The following is a 25,296-nucleotide window of genomic DNA, read 5'->3' on the forward strand; positions in this document are numbered from 1 at the left end:
ATTCCCTCTTTCTCTCTGAAGTCGCTGAATCCGCTTCAAGGCTTCCTTTGCCTTTTCATTGTAGCGAATGGTGCTCCTTCTGAGAGAAATCCGGAATGAGATGACACTTACGGGGAATGAACTGCCGCTAGAGACGCATAATCTGCCGGAATTCCTTCACCTTGCTGCGGCTGACTGGCACCTCGGCATTCAGATCACGCAGCCGGAGCAGATAGGTATTGTTGAACCAGGGGATGATTTCCTTGATTTTGGACAGATTGACCAGATAGGAGCGGTGGCAGCGGAAGAACTGCTCCTGCGGCAGACGGGTATGGAATTCGCTGATACTTAAGGCCATGCTGTATTCCTCCCCCTTGGTAATCACACTCGTTGTTTTCTCCTGCGCCGAAGCATAATAGATCTCGTCTGCATCGACGACGATAATCTTTTCATTTTTCCACAGATTGACCTTATCGCTGCCCAGCTTCACCGGCCCCTCTTCCCCCTGGCGGCTCCCGGCCGCAATGGCCCCCTCCAGCTTCTGCAGCATCGCTCTGATCCGCGTCTCGCTGTAAGGCTTCAGAATATAGTCGAACGCTTCAATCTCGAACGCCTCGGCGGCATGCTCCTTATAAGCTGTAATGAACACAATATACGGCTTGACCGCGAACCGGCTGATATTATGGGCCAGCAGCACCCCGTCAATCGAAGGGATATTGATATCCAGGAAAATCACGTCCACCGTATCCGTCTGCAGGTACTTCAGCGCATCCAGCCCGTCCTCGAATTCCGCCGCAATCTTGATCCGGCTGTGGGTCTGAATCAGATACGTAAGCTCCTGTCTTGCCAGCACTTCATCCTCGACAATGATCGCTCTCATCGCTGCTCCTTCATCACATCAAAATAGATTTCCGTCCCCTTAGCCAGCCGCCGGATGGTCAGACCTTTACCGTAGATCAGCTTGATACGCTGGTGCACGTTGTTGAGGCCGATTTTGTTGCCTTCCATGCTTCCGCTGTAGACCTTTGCAATCGTCTCTTCACTGATCCCCGCTCCGGTATCGGCAATTCGCACCCTTACACTGTCTCCGTGGTCCTTGACCGAGATCTCTACAGTTCCGTTTCCTTTCCCCTTCAAAATCCCGTGGATAATCGCATTCTCCACCAGCGGCTGAATGACCAGACTCGGAATGCGTACCGCCACCTCATCGATATCGTACAGTACGCTCAGGCGGCTGCCGAAGCGGGCCTTCTCTATCTCCACATAATGCTGCACCTGCTGCAGCTCGCGCCGGATATCTATAGACTCATCGGTCAGCTCCAGATTGTACCGCATATACCCCGACAGATTGACAATCAGCTCGCGCGCCTTGTCCGGGTCGATCCTGATCGAGGAGATGATCGCATTCAGCGCATTGAACAGAAAATGCGGGTTGATGCTGGTCTGCAATGCCTTCAGCTCAGCCTTATTGGCCATCTCCTTGATGCCCTCAACCCGTGACACCTCCATCAGCGTGGAGATGATCTGTGAGAGCCCTACAGCCATAGCCTGGAGGGAATAGGTGATTTTATGCGCGTGGGTATAGTAGATCTTGAGTGATCCCGTCACCTCCCCCTTCTCCTTCAGCGGAATAATGATCAGCGAGCGGATGTCCCGGTTCATGTACTCGGTATCGTCGTCACGGATGGTAATCTCCCCGCTGCTCAGCGTCTGCTTCGTCTCCTCACTGATAATCTCATTAGCTTCGGCATAATATTCTTCCCCGACACCCACGTAGGCCAGAATGACTCTGGTATCGGTAATGGCCACCGCATCCGCCCCGATATCCTTCTGGATGATTCCGCAGATGGTACGCAGCGACTCAGGATTAATACTGCGGAAATACGGAAGCGTCTTATTGGCAATATCCAGCGCCAGCTTGGACTGCTTCGCGGCAATCCGTTCCTTCTCCCCTTCTACACTCTGTACAAGCGTAACGATCAGACCAGCACAGATCTGCCCCATTATCATTGGAAAAGCAATCTTCGACACGATGTCCACCCCCAGCGAGTGGGGATCAGCCATCACCAGAATCAGCAGCATCGTCAGTGCCTCGCAGGCCATCCCGGCAGCAATGGCAGCGATCCAGCGCCGTTCAGGCGAAGTGCGCCGGTAAATAATCCCGGATACCACACCGGCTGTAATGCTGGTAATCAGACACGGGAGCGAGGTAACCCCGCCGATATCGATCAGGAAGCGGTGTACGCCCGAGAGGACCCCGGTAATCAGCCCGACCCAAGGGCCGAACAGAATCCCCCCGGCTATAATGGCGATAATCCGCACATTGACCAGAGACCCTTCCACATTAATCCCGCTGTAGGTTCCGAAGATGGCGAACAGGCTGAAGATGATTGTGACAATCGCCAGCTCCTGCGGGGCATGAATCCCTTTGGCAAAAATCTCCTTGAACCGCGGCACCCGGCTCAGAACGAATAGACACATCAGCAGCAGCGCTGCCCGCTCAAACAATTGCAGCAAAATACTCAGATTATATTGCACACTCACGCCTCCATAGGACAAGCTATCGGTCCATTATAAGACGGGATAATGGTTATAGCAATCGGATCAGCCGCTCACCGCACGGGTGGTATATAATGGACAGAAACTAGATACAGCGTAAGGAAGGAGCGTCAAGGGATGAAGCTTCATAATGAACCGGACATTCTCCGGCTGGTGAAGGAAGATGACTGGATGATGGGAATTCTTGCCTTGGCCGCCGTGCCGCAGTTGCCGGACTGGTGGGTCTGCGCCGGGTTTGTGCGCTCCAAGATCTGGGATGTGCGACACGGATATAAGGAGCGGACCCCGCTTCAGGATATTGATGTCATCTATTATGACCGTAGTGACCTGCGGGAGGAGACGGAGAAGCTCTGGGAGACACAGCTGAAGGAGCAGCATCCCGGAATCCCCTGGTCGGTCAAGAACCAGGCGCGAATGCATAAGGTGAATGACCTGAAGCCTTACCGGTCCTCCACGGATGCCATGTCCATGTTCCCGGAGACCGCCACAGTGCTCGGCCTCTCCCTCCGTGAAGACGGCGAAGTCATTCTCAGCGCTCCCCATGGCGTAGAGGATGTGCTTGAGCTGGTGGTGCGGCCCACGCCTTACTTCGCCGCCAATCCGCATCTCTGGCCTGTCTATGAGAAGAGGATAGCCAGCAAGAATTGGCAGCGCATCTGGACCGGTCTGCGGGTCCTTCCGGCCGGGAAGCGTTAGCGGCCGGTCCCCAACCTCCCTGAAATCCAAGTGGAAACGGCTTTGCCGTTCTTGTAAAGGACGGTACCGTTTCAGCGAGAAATAGAAGGATAAGTTATCGTGTGCAACATATAACTTCTTATATTTCAAATAAGGAGCAGGCTGTCCCCGGCCGGGGACAGCCTGCTCCTTATTTAGAAGCCGTATTCTATTGTTACACTGCCAGATCGATTCCCACCACACCCACAACTTCCCCGTCGCTGTTCGTAATTGCTCTGGAGAGCGTGATGCAGGAACGCTTCGTAATGGCCGAGACATATGGCTGCGAGATGTATTGCCCTTCTGCCATCGCCCCGTTCCACCAGTCACGGCGCTTCGCATTCAGCAGCCCGGCCGCAGGCTCGGAGTAGATGAAGGTGCCATCTGTCCGGTTGGACCAGATGGCCTGCACATCCGGCACCTTATGCTTGCAAGCTGTAAGAACTCTGCCATGGATGTCCGCATCCGCTGCATACATCTCCTGCTTGGCTGCTATCTCCTGAAGCACCGTCTGCATTTCCGCAAGCCTCGCCGTATATTGGCTCAGCTCAATGACTTCGCGTCCGGCAATGCCGTTCACCGACTGCTGCAGGGTCTGAGATTCCAGCAGCAGGCTCGCGCTGATCTCATTAAGCTGCCCGATCTGGGTCCGCTGGCGGGTTACCTGCTCCAGGGTCAGGTCTACGCCTGCTATGGTCTCATTAACAATCCCCACTGCACCGCTTAGTTCGCCGGTCACCTCTGCGATCAGCCTGCTCTGCCGCTCGGCCGCAGCCGCTGACTCCGTAACTATGCCCCCAACTTCCTCCACCCGGGCTGAAATGTCCCCGAGGCGCTGCTTCACCTTCGTTACTTCATTCACTCCGTGCGCAACCGCAGCCTGCTCCTTCGTAACCGACTCCAGCACCTGACGCACTCCATGATTGAGATCCAGCAGCACCGCCGTAGAACGCTCCACGGAATCCCGGCTCTGATCGGCCAGCTGCCTGATCCGGCCTGCGACTACAGCGAAGCCCCGGCCTGCTTCTCCGGCCCGCGCAGCTTCAATCGAGGCATTCAGCGCCAGCAGCGAGGTCTCATTGCCGATGCCTACGATCAGGGCGTTCATCTCCTCCACCAGCGCAATATGTCCGCTTAACACGGTGAATTTGTCCAGCATATCTCCGCTCTGCTCCTGCAATTCCTCCATGACCTCATCTGTATTCTTCAGGGAATCCACCATCCCCGCCATCCCTGCACGTGCTGCCTGCATCGCCGCACTCAGCCGCCCGGTCAGCTCTCCAATCTGTCCGGTAACCGCTGCTACTCCGCCCATTCTGGCAAAAGCCCCCTCAATATTGGCCTTCGCCTCATTGCTGCGGGTCTGCAGCTCTACCTCATAGGCATGCGAATAGTCCGCTGTCTGCTGAAGTCCTTCGGTATGGCGGGTAATCTCCTCCAGAGCACCATGCAGCCGGTCCGAGGTAACCACAATCTCATTGCCCAGCCTCTCTACCTTGCTCCGGGCTTCTGCCAGTTTCCCGGCTCCGGCTGCTCCGCCCCGGCGGATATCCAGCGCAAGCCCGGCAAGTGCCGCCATCAGCAGCAGATAGACAACCTTATGTATCCAGTACATCTCCATCCATAAGCCATACAACCCCACACCCAGCAGCAAAATAATAACGATAGCGGCCTTGCTCCGGCGAATTTCCATTCTGCACGTTCACTCCACTCTATCATGTTATGTATTCTAACATTATATCAGCAGAGTTAAATTAAGGAAACCATTACTCTATGGATTGCACTTATATTTTTCTGTTAGGGGTTTGCCGCGACTCCAGAGAAGTTTTGGACTTCCGGCCGCTGTTGTCTACAGATTTCTTGATTTTATACGTTTGTAACGGTTGAAATCCGTAGACAAAGGCGGTCGCTACCGCTCCTCCAGTTCCAAAATTCCCCTCCGCCACTTTTCCCTTAACTTAAATTTTTAGTTCAATCTATATAGCAGATGTATGGTGTTTTTAAAATACATCTGGTCTGTGCACCTGCTTGCGAGCACAATATATGCTGTTTTTCACATACATTCGGTCCGTGCGCCTGCTTTCGAGCACAATGTATGCTGTTTTCCACATACATTCGGTCCATGTGCCTGCTTTCGAGCACAATGTATGCTGTTTTCCACATACATTTGGTCTGTGTGCCGCTGTACCAGCCAATTGCTATTTGGTTTTAAGCATGAGGAAAATCATAGTTTGCTAAAAAACAAAAAACAGCCGCCTCCAGCATCTGAAAGTACGGCTGTTCTAATGGTGTCCTCCGACCCAGAATTACACTCCCGCCGGTTGGATCCTAACTTCCTGTGCATTCTTCGCCATCATGCCGCGGGCAATCCAGACGCCAGCCGCTCCGGCCTGGGCCAGTCCGCGGGTAATGCCTGCCCCGTCGCCGCCGCAGTAGAGGCCGGAGATTTCGGTCTCGAACTCTTCCGTCAGCTTCGGACGGGCGGAATAGAATTTGGCTTCTACGCCATAGAACAGCGTATGCTCAGAGGCGATACCTGGTGTTACCTTTTCCAAGGCTTCCACCATTTCAATCAGGCTCTTCATCGTGATGTACGGCAGCACCAGACCCAGGTCACCGGGTACCGCTTCCTTCAGCGTAGGCTCCAGGAACCCTTCCTTGATCCGGGTCTCCGTAGACCGGCGGCCCCGCAGGATATCACCATATTTCTGCACGATGACCCCGCCGCCGGACAGATCGTTCGCCCGCTTGCAGATCTCCCGGGCATATTCGTTCGGCTTGTCGAACGGCTCGGTGAAAGTATGGGAGACCAGCAGCGCAAAGTTGGTATTCTTCGAGCCCAGCGCAGGGTCCTTATAGGAGTGCCCGTTCGCGGCCATCGCTCCGCTGTGATTCTCCACCACCACATGCCCCGAGGGATTGCTGCAGAAGGTACGGACGCGTGTACCCACTGAGGTATTGAAAATGAATTTGCCCTCGTACAAATGCTCATTGATTTCCCGCATTACCACATCCGAGGTTTCTACGCGTACACCGACATCGACCTGGTTATTATACATTTTGAGCCTGCGCTTCTTCAGCACCTCGGTCAGCCAGGCCGAGCCGTCCCGTCCCGGAGCAATCATCACCAGGCCAGCCTCATGACTTTCCCCGTTCTTCAGCGTAATGCCTGTGATGCGGTGTGTTCCGTTCTCTTTGACGGTAACGATATCTTCCACTTCTGTCTTGTATAACATATCAATGCGTGTCCGCAGATATTCATAGATCGATTTCAGAATCTCCAGGTTCTGCTCGGTTCCGAGGTGGCGGACCTGTGCCCGCAGCAGCTTCAGCCCGGCGGCATATCCCCGCTGCTCGATACCGCGAATGCTCTCCGTGGTCGGATCGGTAATGACCGGGGTTGCCCCGTGCTCCAGGTTGATTCCATCCACATATTCAATCAGCTCCATCACCTTGGAAGGAGGCAGATAATCGGTCATCCAGCCGCCGAATTCGGTGGTAATGTTGAATTTGCCGTCGCTGTACGCGCCAGCACCGCCGAAGCCCGCAGTAATGGAGCAGGCCGGCAGACACCCGGCGAATTCCTTGCGGCCGGAGGCGGGCGGACAGAGCTTGATTTTCTCCTCCAGGATCGGGCAGTTGCGGCGGTAAATATCATGTCCCTTGTCCACCAGCAGCACCTTCAGCTCAGGGGCCTTCAGCGTTAATTCATAACAGGCGAATATTCCAGCCGGACCGGCTCCAACAACAATTACATCATATTTACTCATATCTTCTCTGTTCCTCCCAAGGTGAAACGGCTTCGGCCTGCTTTTGACAGGGGCCGCGAAGCGTCTCTGCGGTATATTCGTCCACTTATCCAAGCAGCACACAACAGCACACAAAAAAATCCCGGCCTCTTCATAGGTATGCAAAATGCATCCTATTCGTAGCCAGGAATTTACGGTCCCCTGTAGAAACCCCCAAACCTTATCATTGAGGATATACGAACAGCTTTACCCGTTATTACGGGCCAATTGGAATTTTACCGAATAAACCCGAATGTGTCAATGATGAATAGCATGAATAGTTCGTGTTTATAGCATTGTGCGGAATTTATCGTCCGAATAACCTAACAAACACCTTACAAACACGAACGTTATTCCAGACCTATTCCCAGACATAAGACCTAGAAGGAGAAACGTGAACATTGTCGAATATATAAGTACATTGCCACTGGAAAAGAGGAACATCTTATGCAGATCCCACCGCCAACTCCTCGCCAAATGTACTGGAACCGCGCCCTCCTCAACACCTTTTGGTTGGTGCTGTTTGTATATCTCGCCAGCCAGTTCTATGTAACCTTAGCGATGTGGAGCCACCGGCCCGAATTCTCCGGCAAGCAGCATCTCATCATGCATATCCTGATACCGGATTCTATTCTGTTCGTCCTGCTGCTCATTCTGGAGAATATTCTTAAACATAAACCGGTGTTATCCGAATTATCAATTCTGCTTACCAGCCATTTGTATGGTATCCTGATCATCCTGAATCTGAGCTCGGACTACCCTGTGAAGCCGCTGATTATGCTGTTTCCGCTGCTGGTATCGATGATCTATCTGAGAGAGAACTACCTGAAGACCTCTTCATTGATCTGTCTGTTCTACATTATCATCCTGTTCCTGAACACCTCTATTTACGATTTCACTCTGCGCATCCAGAACATCATCATCACCCTGATCTTCGCGGCCGTCTCCCTGACCGGCTTCGCCGTGATTGCGCGGGGCAAGGAGCTGATGCGCTCGCTGGAGAATTCGGTGAAGTCCGAGCAGGAGCTGCGGATACAGAATATTATTATGGACCGGCTGTCCAAGATTGACCCGCTGACCGACCTGTACAACCATAAGACCTTTCATGAATATCTGGGCTGGCTGATCGACCATCAAGAGAGCAATCCCTTTCCGATGCAGCTGGCTGTTATTGATATCGACAATTTCAAAAAAGTGAATGACCAGTATGGACACTGGGTCGGAGATATCGTTCTCCGGCAGGTCGCCGCTGTCATGCTCCAGCATATCGACTCGGATGATTTCGCAGCCCGGTACGGCGGGGAGGAATTCGTGATTATTCTGACATCCAAGACATTAGAGGATTCGAGCCGCATTATGGAGAATATCCTCGCAGGAATTGAGAGCCTTCCAATCAGCGAAATGGACAATGCATCGGTTACCGTGAGCATCGGAATGCATGAATATAACGGCGGGGACACCAAGAGCTCTATCTTTCAGCAGGCAGACGACGCCCTGTACGAGGCCAAGAAGACCGGCAAGAACAGAATTGTTATCCTGTAAGGCTAACCATCTCCCCCTCCTGTGCGCAAAAAAACGGGTCCACCGTACATAGCAACCTATGCCGTGGACCCGCTTATCGTCTGAACCGGTTCTGCCCTCTATTCCAGCTCCTCCGCTCCATACCTTCGCTGCGGAACGAGTAACTCCATCACCTGGCGCTGCGGCACCGGCCGGCTGATCAGATATCCCTGCACCTTATCGCAGCGTGCCTCCTGGAGGAAAGCCCATTGGCTGGCATCCTCAACTCCCTCGGCTACTACATCGAGACCCATCTTATGGCCCAGAATAATAATCGTCTGCACAAAAGATTCGCTGAAGGCCTTATCGGCCAGGGAATCGATGAAGATTTTATCCATCTTAAGGGTAGAGATCGGCAGCTGCTGCAGATAGCTAAGGGAGGAATACCCCGTTCCGAAATCATCCAGGGCAATCCGTATCCCCCGGGACTGCAGGAACTCCAGCTTGCTGACCGTACTCCCGAACGACTCCATGAAGATGGACTCTGTAATCTCCAGCTCCAGACTGGATGGCGCAAGGCCGCTCTCCTCCAGACTGTCCAGCACAACCTCTACGAAATCATCCTGCAGAAGCTGAATAATGGAGATATTTACCGATATTTTGTAAGGAATGCCGGTCCGCTGATGGATGCTGTTCATGAACTTGCAGGCCTCCCGCAGCACCCATTCGCCGATATAGATAATCAGCCGGGAATCCTCGGCGATCTTGATGAAGGTGAGCGGGGAGACGAAGCCAAGGACCGGACTGTTCCAGCGGATCAGAGCCTCGAAGCCTGAGATCAGCCCGGTCTCCATCTGTACCTGCGGCTGATAGTGCAGCTCGAATTCGTTATTATTCATCGCACTGCGCAGATGCTTCTCAATATTCATCCGGTCATTGAAGGCGGTATGCATCGATTTATCATATACGACGTAGGTGCTTTTCCCCTCTTCCTTGGCCCGGTACATCGCTACATCGGCGTTCTTCAGAATCTCTTCCGTTGTCTCGCCGTCTTCCGGGTAGAAGGAGATCCCGATACTGGAGGACACATACAGATTGCTCTCACCGATAAGAAAAGACTTGCGGAACGCACGCATGATATCCTCAGCCAGATTAAGCACATCCACCCGGCTCTCAATATCCTTGAGGAAAATCACAAATTCATCTCCGCCCAGCCGCGACAGCATGTCCTCCTCACGCACTACAGACTGGAGACGCTCACTGGCCTTGCGGATCAGAATATCGCCGGACTTGTGTCCAAGCGTGTCATTGATGTATTTGAAATTATCCATATCTACAAAAAGCAGCGCCGCACTTCCGCCCGTCCGGCGGAAATAACTCTCCATCGTCTCCAGCAGACTGAGCCGGTTCGGAAGATTGCTGAGCGAATCCATATACGCCAGGCGGTGCATATTCTTCTGATTCTCCAGCAGCATATCATATTGCCCCACAATCTCCTGCTGGGTCGCTGTAAGCTGCTCATAGGTCGCCTCCAGCTCCTGATAACTGTTATTCAGCTTGAATTCAGCCTGCTTGCGCTTACTGATATCGATCAGGGAGCCGAGGAACAGGACAATCTGATCCTTCGGATCAACGATCGCCTTCCCCCGCACCTCGAACCAGATGTACTCACCCTGCCCCGTTCTCATCCGGTATTCGGTTTCATAGATCGGTGTCAGTCCGGTAAGATGCTCCTGTCTGGCCTTGCGCGCGGATTCCTGATCGTCCGGGTGAATAATGCTGAGCACGCCTCCCTCGAAGGAGTTGATCTCCGTCTCGGTATATCCCATCACCTCATACCACCGGTCCGAGAGCTTGTAGAAGCCGCTGTCCCAGTCCAGCTCCCACATGTAAGCGCCCGAGCCTTCCGAGGCCAGGCGGAACCGCCGTTCGCTGACCCCCAGCTTATTGAACTGATCCTGCAGCTCTACCTCTGTGGCCGCCAGCTCCTCATAAGTGGACTCCAGCTCCTCGTAGCTAAGCTGGAGCTTCAGTTCATTCTGCTTGCGTTCATCGATATCAATGCCGACCAGCACGAAGATATCCTCCGCCTGCTCGTCCATTCCCTTAATCAGGGCGGTGCGGACAGAGAAGTAATGTGCACCCGGAGAATGGTCGGGAAGTCTCAGCTCAACATTGGTCACATAATCCCGGGCTGCCGCTCTGGCAAGGAGATCCCTAAGCACAGCGGCTCCGGCTTCCAGAGGCAGCTCAACTATGCTAACGCCAAGCACCTCCTTCTCCTTAAGCCCGGTCATCAGCTCGGCATATTTATTGAAGCGCACGCTCCGTTTATCCCCGTGAACAGCCCACACAATCACCCCGGTATTCTCGATCACATCCTTGAAGAATTCCTGTTCAGAGTGAATCGTACGGCGCAGCCGCCGGATATACATCCGGAGCAGGACGGCACCGAATACCAGCAGAATGGTCCCGATGGAGAACACGGTAAAAATCCGGTTACGCATTTTTTCATTATAATAGTCGGAATGCACGAAGAAATACTGCTGGTACAGCTCTTCGAAGGCACCGGAGCTTACCAGCCGCTCCAACCTTGCATTGACGTAGGACACAAGCTCCGGCTTGGACTTGCTGATGCCGTAGGCCACATCCTGCGGATACAAATTGCTCATTTTGCGGATAATATTACCGGTTAAGCCCTGTTCTACAATCAGATAATCGACCACCCCCTGATTCTCGAACAGCAGGTCGATCTCGCCCTGACGCAGAGCCTCCAGCGCATCCGGTACGGTTGCATATTCTATGTATTCTGATGACGGGATACCCGCCTTAGTCTGCAGGACTGTCTCTGCATATTGTCCTTTACCAACACCGATCTTGTATTTATGGAGTGTGCCCAGCGTCACCTCCCCCTGGAGTCCTTGACGCGCATAGACGGAAATATAGCTTTTCAGCACGGGTTTCGAGAAAAGAATGTCCTGCTTCCTCTCCTCGCTGACAGCCATCAGCCCGGTGGTATCAATCCCGCCCTCAGTCAGCCTCCGGTACGTCTGCTCCCAATTTCCGGTGCTGTAGTGGACGAGATACTCATTCTTCTCAAAGACCATGCTTGTCAGATCAATATCGAAGCCCGTCAGATAACCATTCTGTATGTACTTATAAGGTGGATACTCCAGTTCTGCCTGATACTTAATTTCCTGTCTTTCGGCATAAGCGGCAGCGGGCTGTGCAAGCATGAGCACAATGCTAATCAGAAGCAACAATTTACACCGCTTCATCGCAATTCTCCTTTATCCCAAGTAAGATCGGCTTAACTATGTATACAAGCTTATTCGACAAAATATGGTAGGGTTCCTGCTCCTTTTTTCTCATTTCCGATAAATTGTGCATATCCTGCGGGTTTATATCCCTGACTCTTTAGTGCGTCATCTTAGATTTAATCAAAAACTTTAGATTTGTATTGCTTTTTGCGGTTAAAATGTGGATAATATCAGTAATGGTTGATAATGATTATCATTATTGGATGTATAACATTCATTATTTTCTATATTTGAGCTAAAAGGAGACTGAACACCCATGAACGCAGCCACTACCCGGACCGCCCTGCAGGTTGACGATTACCTGGACCTGCTCAATCTTGCTGTGAAAGTCGGAGATATGAAATGGCAGAAAGAAATCAAGTCCCGGTTGCAGTATATCCTGTGCCTGCAGACCCGATAGATCATTTCATACAGAAATAGATGAATATCGCTTGCTTCTTACACAAGAGGCGGTTCCAAAAGCCATGAAATGGCTGCCGGGACCGCCTTTTGATTTGGAGCTTTTGATTTGGAATAAAGATCAATGTGGGCACTCGGGTGTACGCAAACTCCCGCAATTCGGCGGCACCTGCATCTGCAGAGCTCAGAATGTTTAATGATATAGTATAATGATCAGCATACTATAACGAACAATAGCCTATAGATCGGAGTGTGTCAGCTTGAGAAAAAACCTCACCCTCGCCTTGGTCTTAATATTATCGCTGCTGTGGATTCCGGGGGTCTATGCTGCGAATGTTCCCGCACAGCAGGGATTGATAACGGATGAAGCCCGGCTGCTGACTGCCCAAGAAGCAGAGAGCCTTGCCCGGATTGCCGCTACAGACCGGTACACCTTCCATGTCTTAACCGTTGATTCGCTGCCCGGGAGCGACATGTCCAGTTATGCTGCGGATGTATATGATACCTGGGGGCTGAAGTCCCGGGACATCCTGCTCCTGATCGCTTACGAAGACCGGCTGACCGAGATCAGCTTCATTAACCCCGGACTGCAGGATGCGCTCGATGCCTGGTCCAGACAACAGGGCGGAGCTGCGGGTAGCGCAGCAATTAACAAGGTGCTGGAGAAATACTTCAATCCTTATGCCGGAAACGGAGATATCTCTGGAGGCATACGTTCTGTGATCCAGCAGATGCAAGCCATAGGCAGCAGCGTACAGAGCGGCAGTACCGGCAGCGGTGCATCAGACGGCGCTGCCGCAGGGACCGCAGGAGCTGCCTCAGGAGCTAACGGCAGCGGCAGCGGCTTCCCTCTCCTGCCGGTCGCTGGCGGCCTTGCCTTGGCCGCACTGCTGATATTACTCCTGTATGTGCTAATTACCGGATTGCGCCGCCGCAAGGGACTATCCGCACAGCGTGAGCAGCTCGCCGACCTGCTGGTACGGGCGAACCACGCCCTGGAATCCCTTCAGCCTTTCCAGGGGATTGTGCAGGGCAAGACCGGTGAGATGGTCGAAGGGATCTCGAAGCGTCTGACCTCCCGGCTGGTTGAAATCTCTGCATTGCAGACCGCCGGGCAAGCACCATTGCCGCCGTTCTACCGCCTGTCCGCACTTAAGACGGCAACAGAGCAGCTTCAGCAGACAGAGGGGGAATTCCGTGCCTCCCTGGAGGAAGAGGAGAAGAAGGTCGCGGTCATCAGCGCTGCCGACCGGAACGTCAAGCAGCAGATCACCGAGCTGAAGCAGGCTGCCCCTGAGCTTGAGGAACAGCGGCAGCAAGCAGTCCGGGAGACGGGCTATACGCTGGAGGAGATTGCCCAAGATCTTCAGGAACTGGCCGAAGAGACGGCCAAGGCAGATCAGCTCGAGCTGTTCGACCCAATCGCTGCCCAGGAGATTACTGCACAGGCAAAGAAGCGGCAACAGCAGATTGAGCAGGATGTGCAGGATGCGAGGGCCTTTGACGATAAGCTGAAGGCCTTCCCCGGTGTCCTGTCGGCTGCCCGCAGCCGGATTGCCGGGCTGATCGACCAGAACTCCCTGCACAATATGAAGGTTAAACCTTACGACAGCCTGGAGCAGGCTTCCGCTGCCGCGGGTTCCATGGAAGCGCCGCTGCACAGCGGCGATATGGATGAAGTGCGCCGGATTGGTGCTGATATGGATGCCCTTCTGACTGAAGCCGTGGCTATGACGGAACGCCAGGCTATGATCCGGCAGAATAACCTCAGGGATCTGGAGACTGTACGCAGCACATGGGCAACGCTTAGCCAGCGGCGGAACGAATTACAGAGCCGGCTTGCCGGGGCGAAGAACCGGTTCGCCCGGCAGCACCTGGACGCTCTGGAGAAGCTGCTGGAGGAGGCCGGCGGCGCACTGCGGCAAGGCGCGGCCGAAGTGCCGCAGCTTGAGACCTGGACCAGCGATGCACGCGGAGAGTATGACAATGCCCGCAGCGGGCTGGACCGGCTGCTTGCCTTGCAGGATGAGACGGCAAACAGCATGAATAGCATTAGCAGCAGTCTAGACTCTCTAGAAGAGCGCCTGGACAGCTTGAACAGACTGTTCACGGAAGGGCAGAGCCGGGTGGATGCCGCCTACAATCTGCTGCACAGCAGAGGCATTGCCTCGCAGAACCGCTTCCAGCTGTCCTTGCTGCCGGAGTATACCGAGCTGGAGCAGCGACTGGCCTCAGGTCCCTACGATCTGGATCAACTGGAGGAGACGGGACGCTCCTATGCTGCCCAGATCGCTTCCTTCGTAGAAGAAGCGAACCGGCTGGTCCGCCAGAAGGAAGAGGCCGAACGCGCAGCCCGAATGGCCATGCTGCGGGAACAGCAGCGCCGGGAACAGGCCCGCAGACGCAATTCCGGCCCACCGGGCGGAGGGTTCGGCGGCGGGGGACGTTCCTCCGGCGGCTCTTCTTGGGGCGGCGGCGGGGGCGGCGGGCGTTCCTCCGGCGGCTCTTCGTTTGGCGGCGGCAAATCCGGCCGAAGCTCCGGCGGCTCCAAGTGGTAAGCGGCAGCTTGCCGCTACAGCACATACTCACCCTAACAGTTGGGATGATGTAACAACTTATTCTGCGGCATTAAGCGAAATCAGGGACATTAGTGTCCCTGATTTTTGCTGTCTTCAAACTTCAACCATCCCGCAACCATCGCCAGCACCAATTGTGTTCGGTTTTTCGCATACATTTGCCCGCATACCCTCTACAGCAGCGATTGTGTTCGGTTTTTCGCATACATCCTCCCCACGCATCCTCGCCAGCACCAATTGTATTCGCTTTTTCGCATACATTCGCCCGCACACCATCACCAGCACCAATTGTATTCAGTTTTCCACATACATTTCGCCCAAGCACCCTCGCCAGCACAATGTATTCTGCAAACGCACAACAGCGATCCCCCTATCACCGGAGAATCGCTGTTGTGCAGTCGATTATATTGCCGTTCAGTGAGACTCGTCCTCCAGAAACGGCTTGTTCACATAGTAATACATTACGCCCATCAGCACACCCCCGCCGATGAGATTGCCTAATGTGACCGGGACGAGATTATGCACTACGCCTCCCCAGGAGATCGTACCGGGGTGATCCAGGACGAGGGCAATCGCAAAGGTACACATGTTGGCAATACTATGCTCGTACCCCGAGATGAAGAAGCAGAACACGAACAGCACCATGGCGAACATTTTGGCTCCGTCGTTCTTCATGGACATCGGCACGAAGAAGGCCAGACAGACAAGCCAGTTACAGAGAATTGCCCGGAAGAACAGCTGCATCGCCGGAGCTTCCATCTTATGGGCCACCACATTCAGCAGGAACCCGTTGACAGACGAATCATAGAACAGTCCGGTCAGAAAAATCAGCAGGGCAAACGCCGTAGCTCCAAGAATGTTGCCCAGATAGCTGACGACCCACATCCGCACAACCTCGGTCCATGCCAGCTTGCGCCTCAGTGCCGCATAGGTGTAATAAAAAGTATCCCCGGTGAACAAATCGCCCCCGCCGTAGGAAATCAGGATAATGGCTGCGCCAAACGTGATCGCAGCCATCGGATAGGTCATCGGCGATTGTTCCATATAGAAGAAGTTGCCGGTCTTAAAGGCTACGATCACGCCGAATCCGATAAACATGCTGGCGAGCATGGCCCTGGCAATGTAACGCCATACGCTTTGCCGGAAGATCTTCTGTTTCTTAAGTGCAAGCTTCTCTACCTGCAGCAGTGCCTCGTTCTCCATTTGACCTCCGTATTCACTTTAGATTTTCAGTGGTGCCGGAAGACTGATGTACAGCCTCCAGGCTATTATACCCAATAAACCACTGGAAATTGCTTGAATCACAGAGCATGAATAATTTATGGATTCCGTTCACTGCCCGCACCCTTTTCACAGGCTGTTATCCTCCCGATCATTCAGGCTGGCAATCGCCTCCGCCTTCTCACTGCTGGCTACGACGATAAGCACTACGATCAAGCATCCCAGAATCATCCCGCTTATCCCCTCTTTCTCCACAGGTCGCCTTAGTGACAACGTATGTGGAGGAGCGGGATAATATGAGTAGGATTCGCGGAGAATCAGTCAGTCAAACCGCCAATATAATAATTAAGCACCTTATCATTAGCATCATAGAACAGGATAATGTAGTCTTCCGGTTGTCCGTTCCGCGCCGCATCATCAGATAACTGAATTCGCTCATAAGGATAGATACTGTTAGTATTCCAGTAATCATTTAAATACTTCACTGCGGATTCTGCAGTGAATTCTTGCTTAGCTGCTGCCAACGCTGATTTAGAGGTCACTGTGAAATAGACCGCCTCGGGATGCGTTTTCTGATAATCTTTTACAGATACATAGTCTATACGGGTACCGTTATTATAATCCCGGACCAGCTTAACTCCATCCCCAATCTGTGCCGCCGTTCCGTCCCACACGGGCCGCTTCGACGAGAAATCTACCAGCTTGGTGGTATAACGTATTGCTTGCCCCGCCTTATTATAATAGACCACAGTAACGTAGTTCGGTCCGCTCTTATCTGTCACCGGAAGAACTACTGAATGAATGTCAGCAAAATCAAATTCCCCATAAGGGCTTGGTTGTGCTAAATCTTCTGCACGAACAGGATTGGCTGTAATGTAATACGAGAAGCTGCCTACGCTTTCCTTCAGCTCTTCCGGGAACCCCATCAAATTCATTCTTATTGTTTTACCGTTGAATTGATTATATCCATCAACAATTACAGATTGAACCAGATCCATATTCTGTAGCGGTCCCGATTTCTTTGCGTCCATAAGAGCTGATACAGCATAATTAAGCTTAGTCTTTCGTTCTCCCCAATTGAAAGAATCATCAAAAGGCAAGTAGGCTCTATAAGCCCTGTTAACTGCATCTTCATCCGTTAAAGTAACATTCGAAGGAAGCTCGTCGATTCTTTTCATGGCAGCTTCTAATTTCAAGTCTGTGCTAAGCATCACCTTGCCGGTGTAATATCCCAACGCCTTCATCTCGGAATCGAGGAAAATAATGGTGTATTCGTCTTCGTTATATGTTTTGAAATTATATAATGTGTCATAGGAAAAAGGGATATAGCCCGGTGATGAAGCACCTAATGCTGCATTAGAGGATACTGTGGCATCAACCGCACTGACCCAGCTATCTCTGTACACTTTACGCGAAGCATGAATGATATCATTCAATTCCAAATTCAGTTTACTGTCCCTATAGTACTTCGGGGTAATTGTATATCCCACTGCTCTTCCGCCAAATTGCAGAGCAGCCTCTTCCACATCAATAGTGTCGCGATAATATACTTGGGAAGACACGGTGTTGAATTTCTCCTGGGTAATAGTCACACCACTGTGCAGTAACATCATACTGTTAGAGGCCTCAGTAACTGAGGGCTGCAAATTCACCTTTTGAGTATAGAATCCGGTCACTTCATTAGATGAATTCCGTACCACAACCGAGACATATTTATCGCCTGCTGTTCCAACCCTGCTCGCCGGAATCGAAACACCGGTATATGTGAGCGCCTTCAATGAGTACCCCGTACTAATTGAAGCGTACTGGAGATTGGTAAGCTCCCAGTAGAGATCTCTAGAGCCAATCGGCTTCGCGGTTACATAATAAGTTATCTGGTCATTTAGATGGATAGTGCTGCCAATCACCTTGCTATAATCAACTTCCAGATAAACCGCATTCGTAACTGAATTGTCAGGGCGGGAGGTGATGCTGATATCCAGAGCCGGAAGCTCTTTGACCGGTAATTCATTAACAGGTTCCGGGCTCGGTGTCGGTGTTGGAACCGGCGCTGGTGTTGCTGCCGGAGCCTGGGTTGGCGTCACCTGAGGACCACCTCCTCCTCCGCCATTACCACCGCCACTTCCTCCCGCAGCTACAGCAGCAGTTGCAGTTGGTGCAGCTGTAACTACTGGAGTTGCCGATGGTGTTACGGCTGGAGCAGGCGTCGCCACTCCCTGTGCAGATTGACCCGTTCGGGAGACTGCCGCATCAATCAGCGCTAAGGATTCTGCACGGGTCAGGGCTTTGACGGGCCCAAAGGTTCCATCCGGATACCCTTTAAGCACCTTAGCTGTGACTGCTGCTGCAATACTTCCCTTGCTCCAGGATGCCATCTGGCCCGCATCACTGAAACCCTTCAAGACCTCTGTATCACCGGCGCTGAGCTTCAGCAGCTTAGTAACTATAACTGCCGCTTCCTGGCGGTTAACCGGAGCATTCGGGCGCATCTCATTGTTGAAGCCCTGGATATATCCAGCCGCTACCGCCTTCGCAACCTCGCTATACGCCCAACTGGTAGACGGCACATCGGTGAATTTCACCTTACTCTGTTCCGTAAAATGATATGAACGGTTGATGAGCGTCATGAACTCCGCTCTGGTTATGGTCTGGTTCGGTTTAACCGATCCATCCCCGAAGCCTTTAAGCCAGCCGTTATCCAGCCAGCTCTGAATCGTTTGCTGGGCCCAATGTCCCTCATAATCCTTTATCACTGTAGACTCGGCTGCCGCTGTCCCCATAGAACCGAATAGCATCCCCGCTCCAACCATACCTGCCAATATTCCTGTTAACTTCCTGACCATCAATATTCTCCCCCTGAATGTACGACTGAACCCACCTCATAATATCTCACCGGAATATATTAGTAAATTAGAAATTTAACAACAAAAACAGCCCGCCGAATCCATCTCAGCAGGCTTGGTGCATTATTCAGGCTATTGTATGGGTGCAGATTTAAACCCTTAATTCAAAAAGCTGCTCAGCCCGTTCTCCGCCTGCTTCAAAGCCTGCGGCTGTGAGCCTTCGTTAAGCCCGAGCCGGTTGTTCAGCTGGGTGTTGATGGTGGTCATTTTGGACGTATAGTCCTGACAGCTCTCGATGATCCGCCGGTTGGACTGCTCCGAGGTATCCAGGGCGCTGAGCAGGTCGCCAATGGCCTGATTGACGGCTTCCAGGGACATGGACGGCTTGGAGAGCAGCTCCGTGGTCTTCTCGGTCGTCGTGCGCAGCAGCCGCGCATTCTCCTTGAACTGGTCCTCGATGGTCTTATTCGTGGCTTCCACCGCATTGATAACATTCTCCTGATCTGCCAGGGACATGGCAATCATCGCCGAGACGGTGATCAGGTTAGAGGTCTTATCAATCGCGTTGTTTACGGAATCAATCAGCTTGTCATTATTGTCATTGATGATATCCGTTGCCGCAATCGCCTGATTGTAGAGCAGAATCATCTCGGTCATGGACTGAATCCGCACCATAACCTTGCGCAGCCCGCGCTCCAGATACGCTTTGCGGAATTCATTCTCAGGCTTGGCGATCTCAACCTCGAACAGCTCCTTCAGCTTGTTGCCGAAGGCGATCTTGGTCTGGAGGTTATAGATCTCCTCCATGGAGGTGCGCTTCAGCTGGCGCATGTTGACGATGCTCTCCTCCAGCGTATCCCGGCCGTCACGCAGACCGGTGATAATGGCATCAATGTTGGTGCGGACCGACTGATATTTGTAGACATAATTCTTAAGCGGGCTTTTGCGCAGCATTTTGCCGAAGAAGCTGACATTCTTGCTCTGCTGAAGGGTCTCGCACTCACCCCGCAGCTTCATAATCATATTGGGCACTTCCACCCGCTTGCCGCTCATCAGGTCATTGACGGGGCGGTCCAGCAGCTTCAGCGTCTGGCCTGCCTTCTCCTGTGTCTTCACCCCAAGCTTCCCGATGTCATCCATCAGGGAATCCAGCGCCACCGTGTCTGTCTTGGCTACCTGTTCAATTAACTGGGAAGCCTCCTGAACTACCTTCTGCTCATCTTCTTTTCTAAGCTCAATTAACTGCGTAGACATGGTTCTCCTCCTCCTATAATTCGGAACTGCTATATCGCTGATGTATCAGTTCCGCCTTGGTCTGAAGTTCCATCAGGTCTTTGTGCTCGATCGTGGACGCAATATCAGAAATTTTGGCATCGACATCACGCAGACCGTTCAGCAGCATTCTCCGGTTTTTTGTCTTGGCTTCGCCGCCCAGGCGCAGGAACGGGTTGATTACTCCATTAAGGTCCTTCAGCACCAGCCTGCGGACGGTATGGTTGATCTCGCCGTTGCCCAGCTCCTGCAGCAGCGGAATAACGCGCTGCAGTCTGGCGAACAGCGCCAGCGACTTCTCGACTATCTCATTGTCCAGCGTATCCTTCTGCCCTTCGGAGATAATCATATCCTCCAGGATTCCGAGATACTCCACCACCGGGGCGAACTCTGCCCCGATCTGTATTTCCTCCCTGTGCCCGGCTCCCGGATGGGCCGGGGAGGCCTGTCCCGCCGCAGCTGCAGGAGCAGCAGCGGCAGCAGACGAAGCCTGCGGCGCTGAGGAAGATACCGCAGGAATGGCCTTCGGCTCCTGTCCGGCAGGGATCACCTCCACCGGAAGATTCACTCTGGTGCGCCTGAGCTCCGGCACTGCAAGTGCTGCCCCGATCACCGGTAGCAGCAGCGAGACCAGCTCAGGCAGGAAGCCGCTGGTCAGCACGGCTACGACATAACCGGCACCGGCATACGCCAGTACTTTGAATTTAGCTTGCATTCCTTCTCACCTCTTATGAGCGTGAATGCTACACGCTCAATTCACGGAATCCGTAATGACGGATTCTCCGTTTATTCTCATAATCAGCGGCTGCTCGACATGGCTGGCCAGGACGTTATGCTCGAACGATGCAGGCAGAACCTCGCCGCCGAGCGCGCTTTTGACAGCCAGATAAGGGAAATTGATTCCGGACAGACAGGAGATATGCAGGCCGCCGGACATCCGCGGATTAATCTCCAGGAGCTTGGGGACGCCGCCGCTGTATTTCATCTGGATATTGAAATTGAACGGAATCCGGTACGTCTCAGCCACCCTGCGGGCCACCTCCGCAAGCTCCGGGATATACTCCATCAACCGCAGGCGGCCGCCTGCCTTCCGGCGGGGCACTGCAGCCAGCAGCCTGCCCTTCTCATCCGACAGGCAATCAATACTATATTCATAGCCCTCCAGCAGCTCCATCACCATCAGGTTAGGGAAGCTCCCGGCTTCATCAAGGATGCGGTAAGCCTCCTCGAAGGAGATCAGCGGAGTCACATGGCCGAACAGCTCCTCCACGGGACTGCGGTCATTATCTATGATCCGGAATCCGAGTCCGCCTTCCGTCTCGGTAGGCTTGAAGCAGACCTTGTGTCCTTTGGCTGCGAGGTCTTCATAAGCTTCCCTGAACTGCTGCGCATTACTAACCACATGATAATCAGGAATCGTCATAATCCCGGTGGTCTTCACACTCTCATAGAACTTGCCTTTGTCCATGATCATCTCCAGCAGATCCAGATCACGGCAGACCAGCACCTTCGTCCCGATCTCATCGAACAGCGATGCATGCAGCGCAATATCGAGCATATGCAGCCGGGGGATGAAGATATCTATCTCGTTCCGGCGGCAGAAGTCAACACAGAACTGCACATATTCAATGCCTTCGAGCGCCGGCTCAGTTCCGGCCACATCCGCGCCTTGCAGCGACATGTGGTGGATATCCGGGTGGGTGGCGAAGATCTGCACCGGAACGCCGTCTTCATTGCCCCGGATGAGATTCATGTAGTGATAGGCAACAGAGAACCAGCGGTTGAAATATATATTTACCTTTTTCATGATGGCGGTCCAACTCCCAATGCTGTCAAATGTGTATAAATCCTGTGAACATACTGCATAATCTCATCCGCGGCGAATACCCCCTGCCGCTCAGTAAACGGATACTCTAAGTGTACTAAACCCGCCTGCTGCTCGGCAAATATTTCTCCGTGGCAAGGAGCTATGGCATAGTCGGCGGCGGCTAGCAGGCTCTTGTCCAGAAGAGAGTCGCCGGAGGCGACCATCGGCTCTGAATGCACGGTACGGCGGACATGGAGAATGGCATCGCTTTTGTTCACCGCCTCCGGCACGATATAGAGCTTGCGCCCCTGCAGGGATACTCTCCAGCCAAGCTCACCCAGCCGCTGCGCCATCCGGGCAATCTCCTCCAGCGGCAGCGAATCCCGGTGAACCACGAACGTATAGAACAGCTCATCGCAATACCTCCGGCTAATGATCCATTCTTCCCGCACAACAGCGCGTACGATGCGTTCAGCTTCTTCCGCCGCAGCGGAGCCGCGTTCCACCGCTCTGCCGACAGTCGTCCGCCAATCGTTGTCCACTACCCCGTTCACAAGAATATTGCCGCCATTGCTGGTGATGGCATAATCCGGAATGACCGTCTCCTGGAACAGGTTAATCCGCCGGTACTGGGCAATCGTACGTGTAGTCACCGGCATGAAGACAATCTTCGCTGCCAGCTCTTTCAGTGTAGCCAGAGCCTGCTGTGAGATATACGATACCGTCTTGCCGTCAACAACCTCTGCAGGAACCAGACCGGGGGTATCCTCAGGAACGCCTATCGCGCTAAGAGAGTAGATCAGTGTGCGGTCCAGATCGCTGGCGTAGATCATTCACTCTCCCCTTTCAGCGGCTTGATGATTCCGCAGCAGGAGTAGGTCAGTCCGGGATAGACCTCTACCGGCACGCCCCGGTCCTCAGCCAGCAGCAGAATATGCCGCAGGTTGGGATTGTCCAGCCTGTCGACAAGGATTCTCCAGGGCACTCTGCGCAGCAGCACACGCGTCGTCTCCCCCACTCCGGGCTTCACCAGATTGATATTATCTATGCCGAAGGTATCCTGGATACTGCGGATATCGGCCAGCCCCTGCCAGGTAATCTCCGGCGGATGCTCCAGCATCTCCGCAGCCTGTGCCAGTGCCTCTGCCGCTACTTCCGCGAAATACGGGGTAATTGCTTCAACGAATACGTTGGACAGATCACTGTCCAGCCATTCCTTGTAGAATTTGGCCCCGTGGAATTCCTCAGGCCCGATCAGATCATCCCGGAGTACCGTACGGCTCATCAACCCGGATACCGTAGAGTTCAGGCAGGCGCTTGGAATCAGATAATCCTCCCGGGTGCCGTAGGTTCCCGAGCAGTGACCGGGATCTGCAAGTATCGCCAGATCATCATTTAGCGTAATGCCATACTTCTTATGCATACTCTCGCAGGCCTCTATCAGCACCTGCCGGATGGCCCCCTTGCCGGTCCAGCCATCGATGAATTGCAGCCCGGCATCCTCTCCATGCTGCTGCAGCATATAGAGCACCGCATTCTCATCAATCCCCTTACCGCGGATAATGGAGATGCTGTAATGCGGAAGGTCCGCTCCATATTTCTCAAGAATATAACGTTTGATCAGTACCCCGATCGGAGTGCCCGCTCTCGCCAGCGAGACCAGTACGGTATTCGCCGTTCCCCGCCGGGCAACAATCATCTCGGACACCACAGCTACAGCCAGCGCCACCTTCCCCGCAGTCTGCTGCAGCGTCTCATGAAACAATTCGATATACTGCTCCGTCGGCTGGTATTCCACCGGAAGCATCTCCGAATAATGCACGCCGGACTGGATCGCTTCCTCCCGCTCGGCCGTTCCCCGCTCCAGGGATACATTGCTCAGATCCTTGAGCAGGAAGGTAACGTCGGAAGCAGGATAGCTGCCCAGTGGCACCGGAGGAGATATTATTCTATTGTGAATGGCTTCGATATCTATTCCCTTCATAGCCCTGAGCCTCCCGTATCTGGTTCTGGGCTTAGCACAACAAGATGTACCTTATTGCCCGCCAGCCTCTGTAAAATATCCGTCATCGGCGCAATCCGCTGCCGGGGCACCCCGCGCTCCAGCAGGACGAAGATATCGTCATACTGGCCGGGGTCCACATTATAGATGAAATTCGTGATCTCCGTATCGCCTGCGGACGGATAGGCAGCGGCGCTGTGCACGCCGTAATCCGCACGCCGCTCGGGATGGATCGGACTGCGGGTCGAGGACTGATACAACACGCCCTCTCCCATCTCTGCGGCGATCCGCATCGGCAGATACATGAACTCGCCTACGCCCATCACCAGCGTACGGGCACCTTCACGCAGTCCCCGGAGCTGCCCGGCCACGCGGCTTACCCCTGCATCTATCTGCGCATTATCCGCAGACTCCAGGCCGAAGCGGCCACTGTGCTTCAGATATGGCGCTGGATTGATCACGCCCTGCCCATCCGCTGAGGTTACCGGAAGCCGCTCTAAACCGTCGAATACATAAGTGGTTACAAGCTCTGCGTCCGTGGAAGCAGCGGTTCCATTATCGGCTGCAGGCTGCAACAGCGGGATTCCCTCAACCTTGATGCTTCCCTGAAGCAGGGATAGAGCGGTTATCCGTATCCCCAGCTCCTGCTCCAGATCGCGGTAAGCCTGAATATTAGCTTCACTCCGCCAGTCCAAGAGAGAGGCCACTACATAGTCCCTGCGCGGGAATTTGGACTGGATGTCCCGGATTGTATTAATCGCCGTATTACCTGTCGTAATCTCGTCATCCACCAGCACAATCGGCTCTGTTCCCGATAACAGCTCAGCATTCAGGGCATAGCAGAGATGATCTACGGCGTGGGAATGCTCCTCTTCAAAGGTGACCACCGATTCCAGCTCAGGAATCAGCTCTCGTGTGGTATGAATATAAGACGCCCCGCCGGCGAACGCATTATACATGCTATGGCCCAAGGCGGTAGCGGTTTCGGCGAATCCGATGAACAGGACCGGCTGCGGCAGAACCAGACGCGCAGCAAGCAGCGCATGGTAAGCTTCTTCCGCAACCTCAGGATGGATCAGACCATGAACGGCCTGGTTCATCAGCGGGTCAATAACCTCCCGGTCAGCAGTATCCGCGCCCATCTCCAGATACAGAAGCAAGGCGAGTGCCGCTCCGCTGAGCAGCGGGGTATACGGTCCTACGGGAATATGCTTGCCAAGGACTTTGCTGACGAACAGGAAGGAGCGCTTCTTATTGATTCGTGCAGCCATGGAGAACAAAGACTCCACAGGCATATGAAAAGGATTCGAGGTTTC

At 53.4% G+C, this 25,296-nt stretch carries 17 protein-coding genes and 1 riboswitch; of the genes, 4 read left to right on the forward strand and 13 right to left on the reverse strand.

What is annotated here, in order from left to right; all coding sequences use genetic code 11:
* Positions 1–127: 127 nt before the first annotated feature.
* Positions 128–859 (reverse strand): LytR/AlgR family response regulator transcription factor, encoded by a 732-nt coding sequence (locus NSU18_RS17635; protein ID WP_341149653.1) that lies wholly within the window; start codon positions 857–859, stop codon positions 128–130.
* Positions 856–2,460: a LytS/YhcK type 5TM receptor domain-containing protein gene (locus NSU18_RS17640; protein ID WP_445321866.1), complete on the reverse strand. Its 1,605-nt coding sequence runs from the start codon at positions 2,458–2,460 to the stop codon at positions 856–858. The genes NSU18_RS17635 and NSU18_RS17640 overlap by 4 nt, the downstream gene beginning before the upstream one ends.
* A 195-nt stretch (positions 2,461–2,655) precedes the next feature.
* On the opposite strand from NSU18_RS17640, the gene NSU18_RS17645 reads away from it, so the two are divergent.
* Positions 2,656–3,234: a nucleotidyltransferase family protein gene (locus NSU18_RS17645; RefSeq protein WP_341149655.1), complete on the forward strand. Its 579-nt coding sequence runs from the start codon at positions 2,656–2,658 to the stop codon at positions 3,232–3,234.
* 193 nt (positions 3,235–3,427) lie between these two features.
* Here the strand turns inward: NSU18_RS17645 and NSU18_RS17650 are convergent, their stop codons facing one another.
* Complete coding sequence (locus NSU18_RS17650) at positions 3,428–4,945, reverse strand: methyl-accepting chemotaxis protein (protein ID WP_341015024.1); 1,518 nt, start codon at positions 4,943–4,945, stop codon at positions 3,428–3,430.
* Positions 4,946–5,558: 613 nt separating this feature from the next.
* Positions 5,559–7,022, reverse strand: coding sequence for an NAD(P)/FAD-dependent oxidoreductase (locus NSU18_RS17655; protein ID WP_341015026.1), 1,464 nt, complete (start codon positions 7,020–7,022; stop codon positions 5,559–5,561).
* A gap of 139 nt (positions 7,023–7,161) precedes the next feature.
* Positions 7,162–7,261, reverse strand: a riboswitch (purine riboswitch).
* A gap of 256 nt (positions 7,262–7,517) precedes the next feature.
* Between NSU18_RS17655 and NSU18_RS17660 the strand changes: the two genes are divergently transcribed.
* Positions 7,518–8,582 carry a GGDEF domain-containing protein gene (locus NSU18_RS17660; protein ID WP_341149656.1) on the forward strand — a complete coding sequence of 355 codons (1,065 nt, stop codon included), beginning with the start codon at positions 7,518–7,520 and terminating at the stop codon, positions 8,580–8,582.
* Between the two features lie 98 nt (positions 8,583–8,680).
* On the opposite strand, the gene NSU18_RS17665 is transcribed toward NSU18_RS17660, so the two are convergent.
* On the reverse strand, positions 8,681–11,818 hold the full coding sequence (locus tag NSU18_RS17665) for an EAL domain-containing protein (protein ID WP_341149657.1): 3,138 nt from the start codon (positions 11,816–11,818) through the stop codon (positions 8,681–8,683).
* A gap of 298 nt (positions 11,819–12,116) precedes the next feature.
* Between NSU18_RS17665 and NSU18_RS17670 the strand changes: the two genes are divergently transcribed.
* Together NSU18_RS17670 and NSU18_RS17675 are read left to right on the forward strand one after the other, a co-directional pair.
* Positions 12,117–12,260, forward strand: a complete 144-nt coding sequence (locus tag NSU18_RS17670; RefSeq protein WP_171720322.1) for a hypothetical protein — start codon at positions 12,117–12,119, stop codon at positions 12,258–12,260.
* Positions 12,261–12,543: 283 nt separating this feature from the next.
* Positions 12,544–14,817 (forward strand): TPM domain-containing protein, encoded by a 2,274-nt coding sequence (locus tag NSU18_RS17675; protein ID WP_341149658.1) that lies wholly within the window; start codon positions 12,544–12,546, stop codon positions 14,815–14,817.
* Between the two features lie 432 nt (positions 14,818–15,249).
* On the opposite strand, the gene NSU18_RS17680 is transcribed toward NSU18_RS17675, so the two are convergent.
* The 8 genes from NSU18_RS17680 to NSU18_RS17715 all read right to left on the reverse strand — a co-directional run bounded on the left by NSU18_RS17680 (position 15,250) and on the right by NSU18_RS17715 (position 25,251).
* A complete protein-coding gene (locus NSU18_RS17680; protein WP_036723535.1) occupies positions 15,250–16,038 on the reverse strand; it encodes a formate/nitrite transporter family protein in 789 nt (262 codons plus the stop codon).
* A 335-nt stretch (positions 16,039–16,373) separates the two neighbouring features.
* Positions 16,374–18,899, reverse strand: a complete 2,526-nt coding sequence (locus tag NSU18_RS17685) for an S-layer homology domain-containing protein (protein WP_341149659.1) — start codon at positions 18,897–18,899, stop codon at positions 16,374–16,376.
* 159 nt (positions 18,900–19,058) lie between these two features.
* Positions 19,059–20,153, reverse strand: a complete 1,095-nt coding sequence (locus NSU18_RS17690) for a toxic anion resistance protein (RefSeq protein ID WP_076085967.1) — start codon at positions 20,151–20,153, stop codon at positions 19,059–19,061.
* Between the two features lie 13 nt (positions 20,154–20,166).
* Positions 20,167–20,886: a hypothetical protein gene (locus NSU18_RS17695; RefSeq protein ID WP_341015036.1), complete on the reverse strand. Its 720-nt coding sequence runs from the start codon at positions 20,884–20,886 to the stop codon at positions 20,167–20,169.
* Between the two features lie 36 nt (positions 20,887–20,922).
* Complete coding sequence (locus NSU18_RS17700; RefSeq protein ID WP_341015037.1) at positions 20,923–21,978, reverse strand: ATP-grasp domain-containing protein; 1,056 nt, start codon at positions 21,976–21,978, stop codon at positions 20,923–20,925.
* Positions 21,975–22,811 (reverse strand): HAD family hydrolase, encoded by an 837-nt coding sequence (locus NSU18_RS17705; RefSeq protein WP_341149660.1) that lies wholly within the window; start codon positions 22,809–22,811, stop codon positions 21,975–21,977. Before NSU18_RS17705 ends, NSU18_RS17700 begins: the two co-directional genes overlap by 4 nt.
* Positions 22,808–23,962 (reverse strand): cysteine protease StiP family protein, encoded by a 1,155-nt coding sequence (locus NSU18_RS17710; RefSeq protein WP_341149661.1) that lies wholly within the window; start codon positions 23,960–23,962, stop codon positions 22,808–22,810. Before NSU18_RS17710 ends, NSU18_RS17705 begins: the two co-directional genes overlap by 4 nt.
* Positions 23,959–25,251 (reverse strand): phosphoribosyltransferase family protein, encoded by a 1,293-nt coding sequence (locus NSU18_RS17715; protein WP_341151065.1) that lies wholly within the window; start codon positions 25,249–25,251, stop codon positions 23,959–23,961. Before NSU18_RS17715 ends, NSU18_RS17710 begins: the two co-directional genes overlap by 4 nt.
* Positions 25,252–25,296: the final 45 nt, after the last annotated feature.

The organism is Paenibacillus sp. FSL H8-0048 (assembly GCF_038002825.1).
Classification (GTDB): Bacteria; Bacillota; Bacilli; order Paenibacillales; family Paenibacillaceae; genus Paenibacillus_AQ.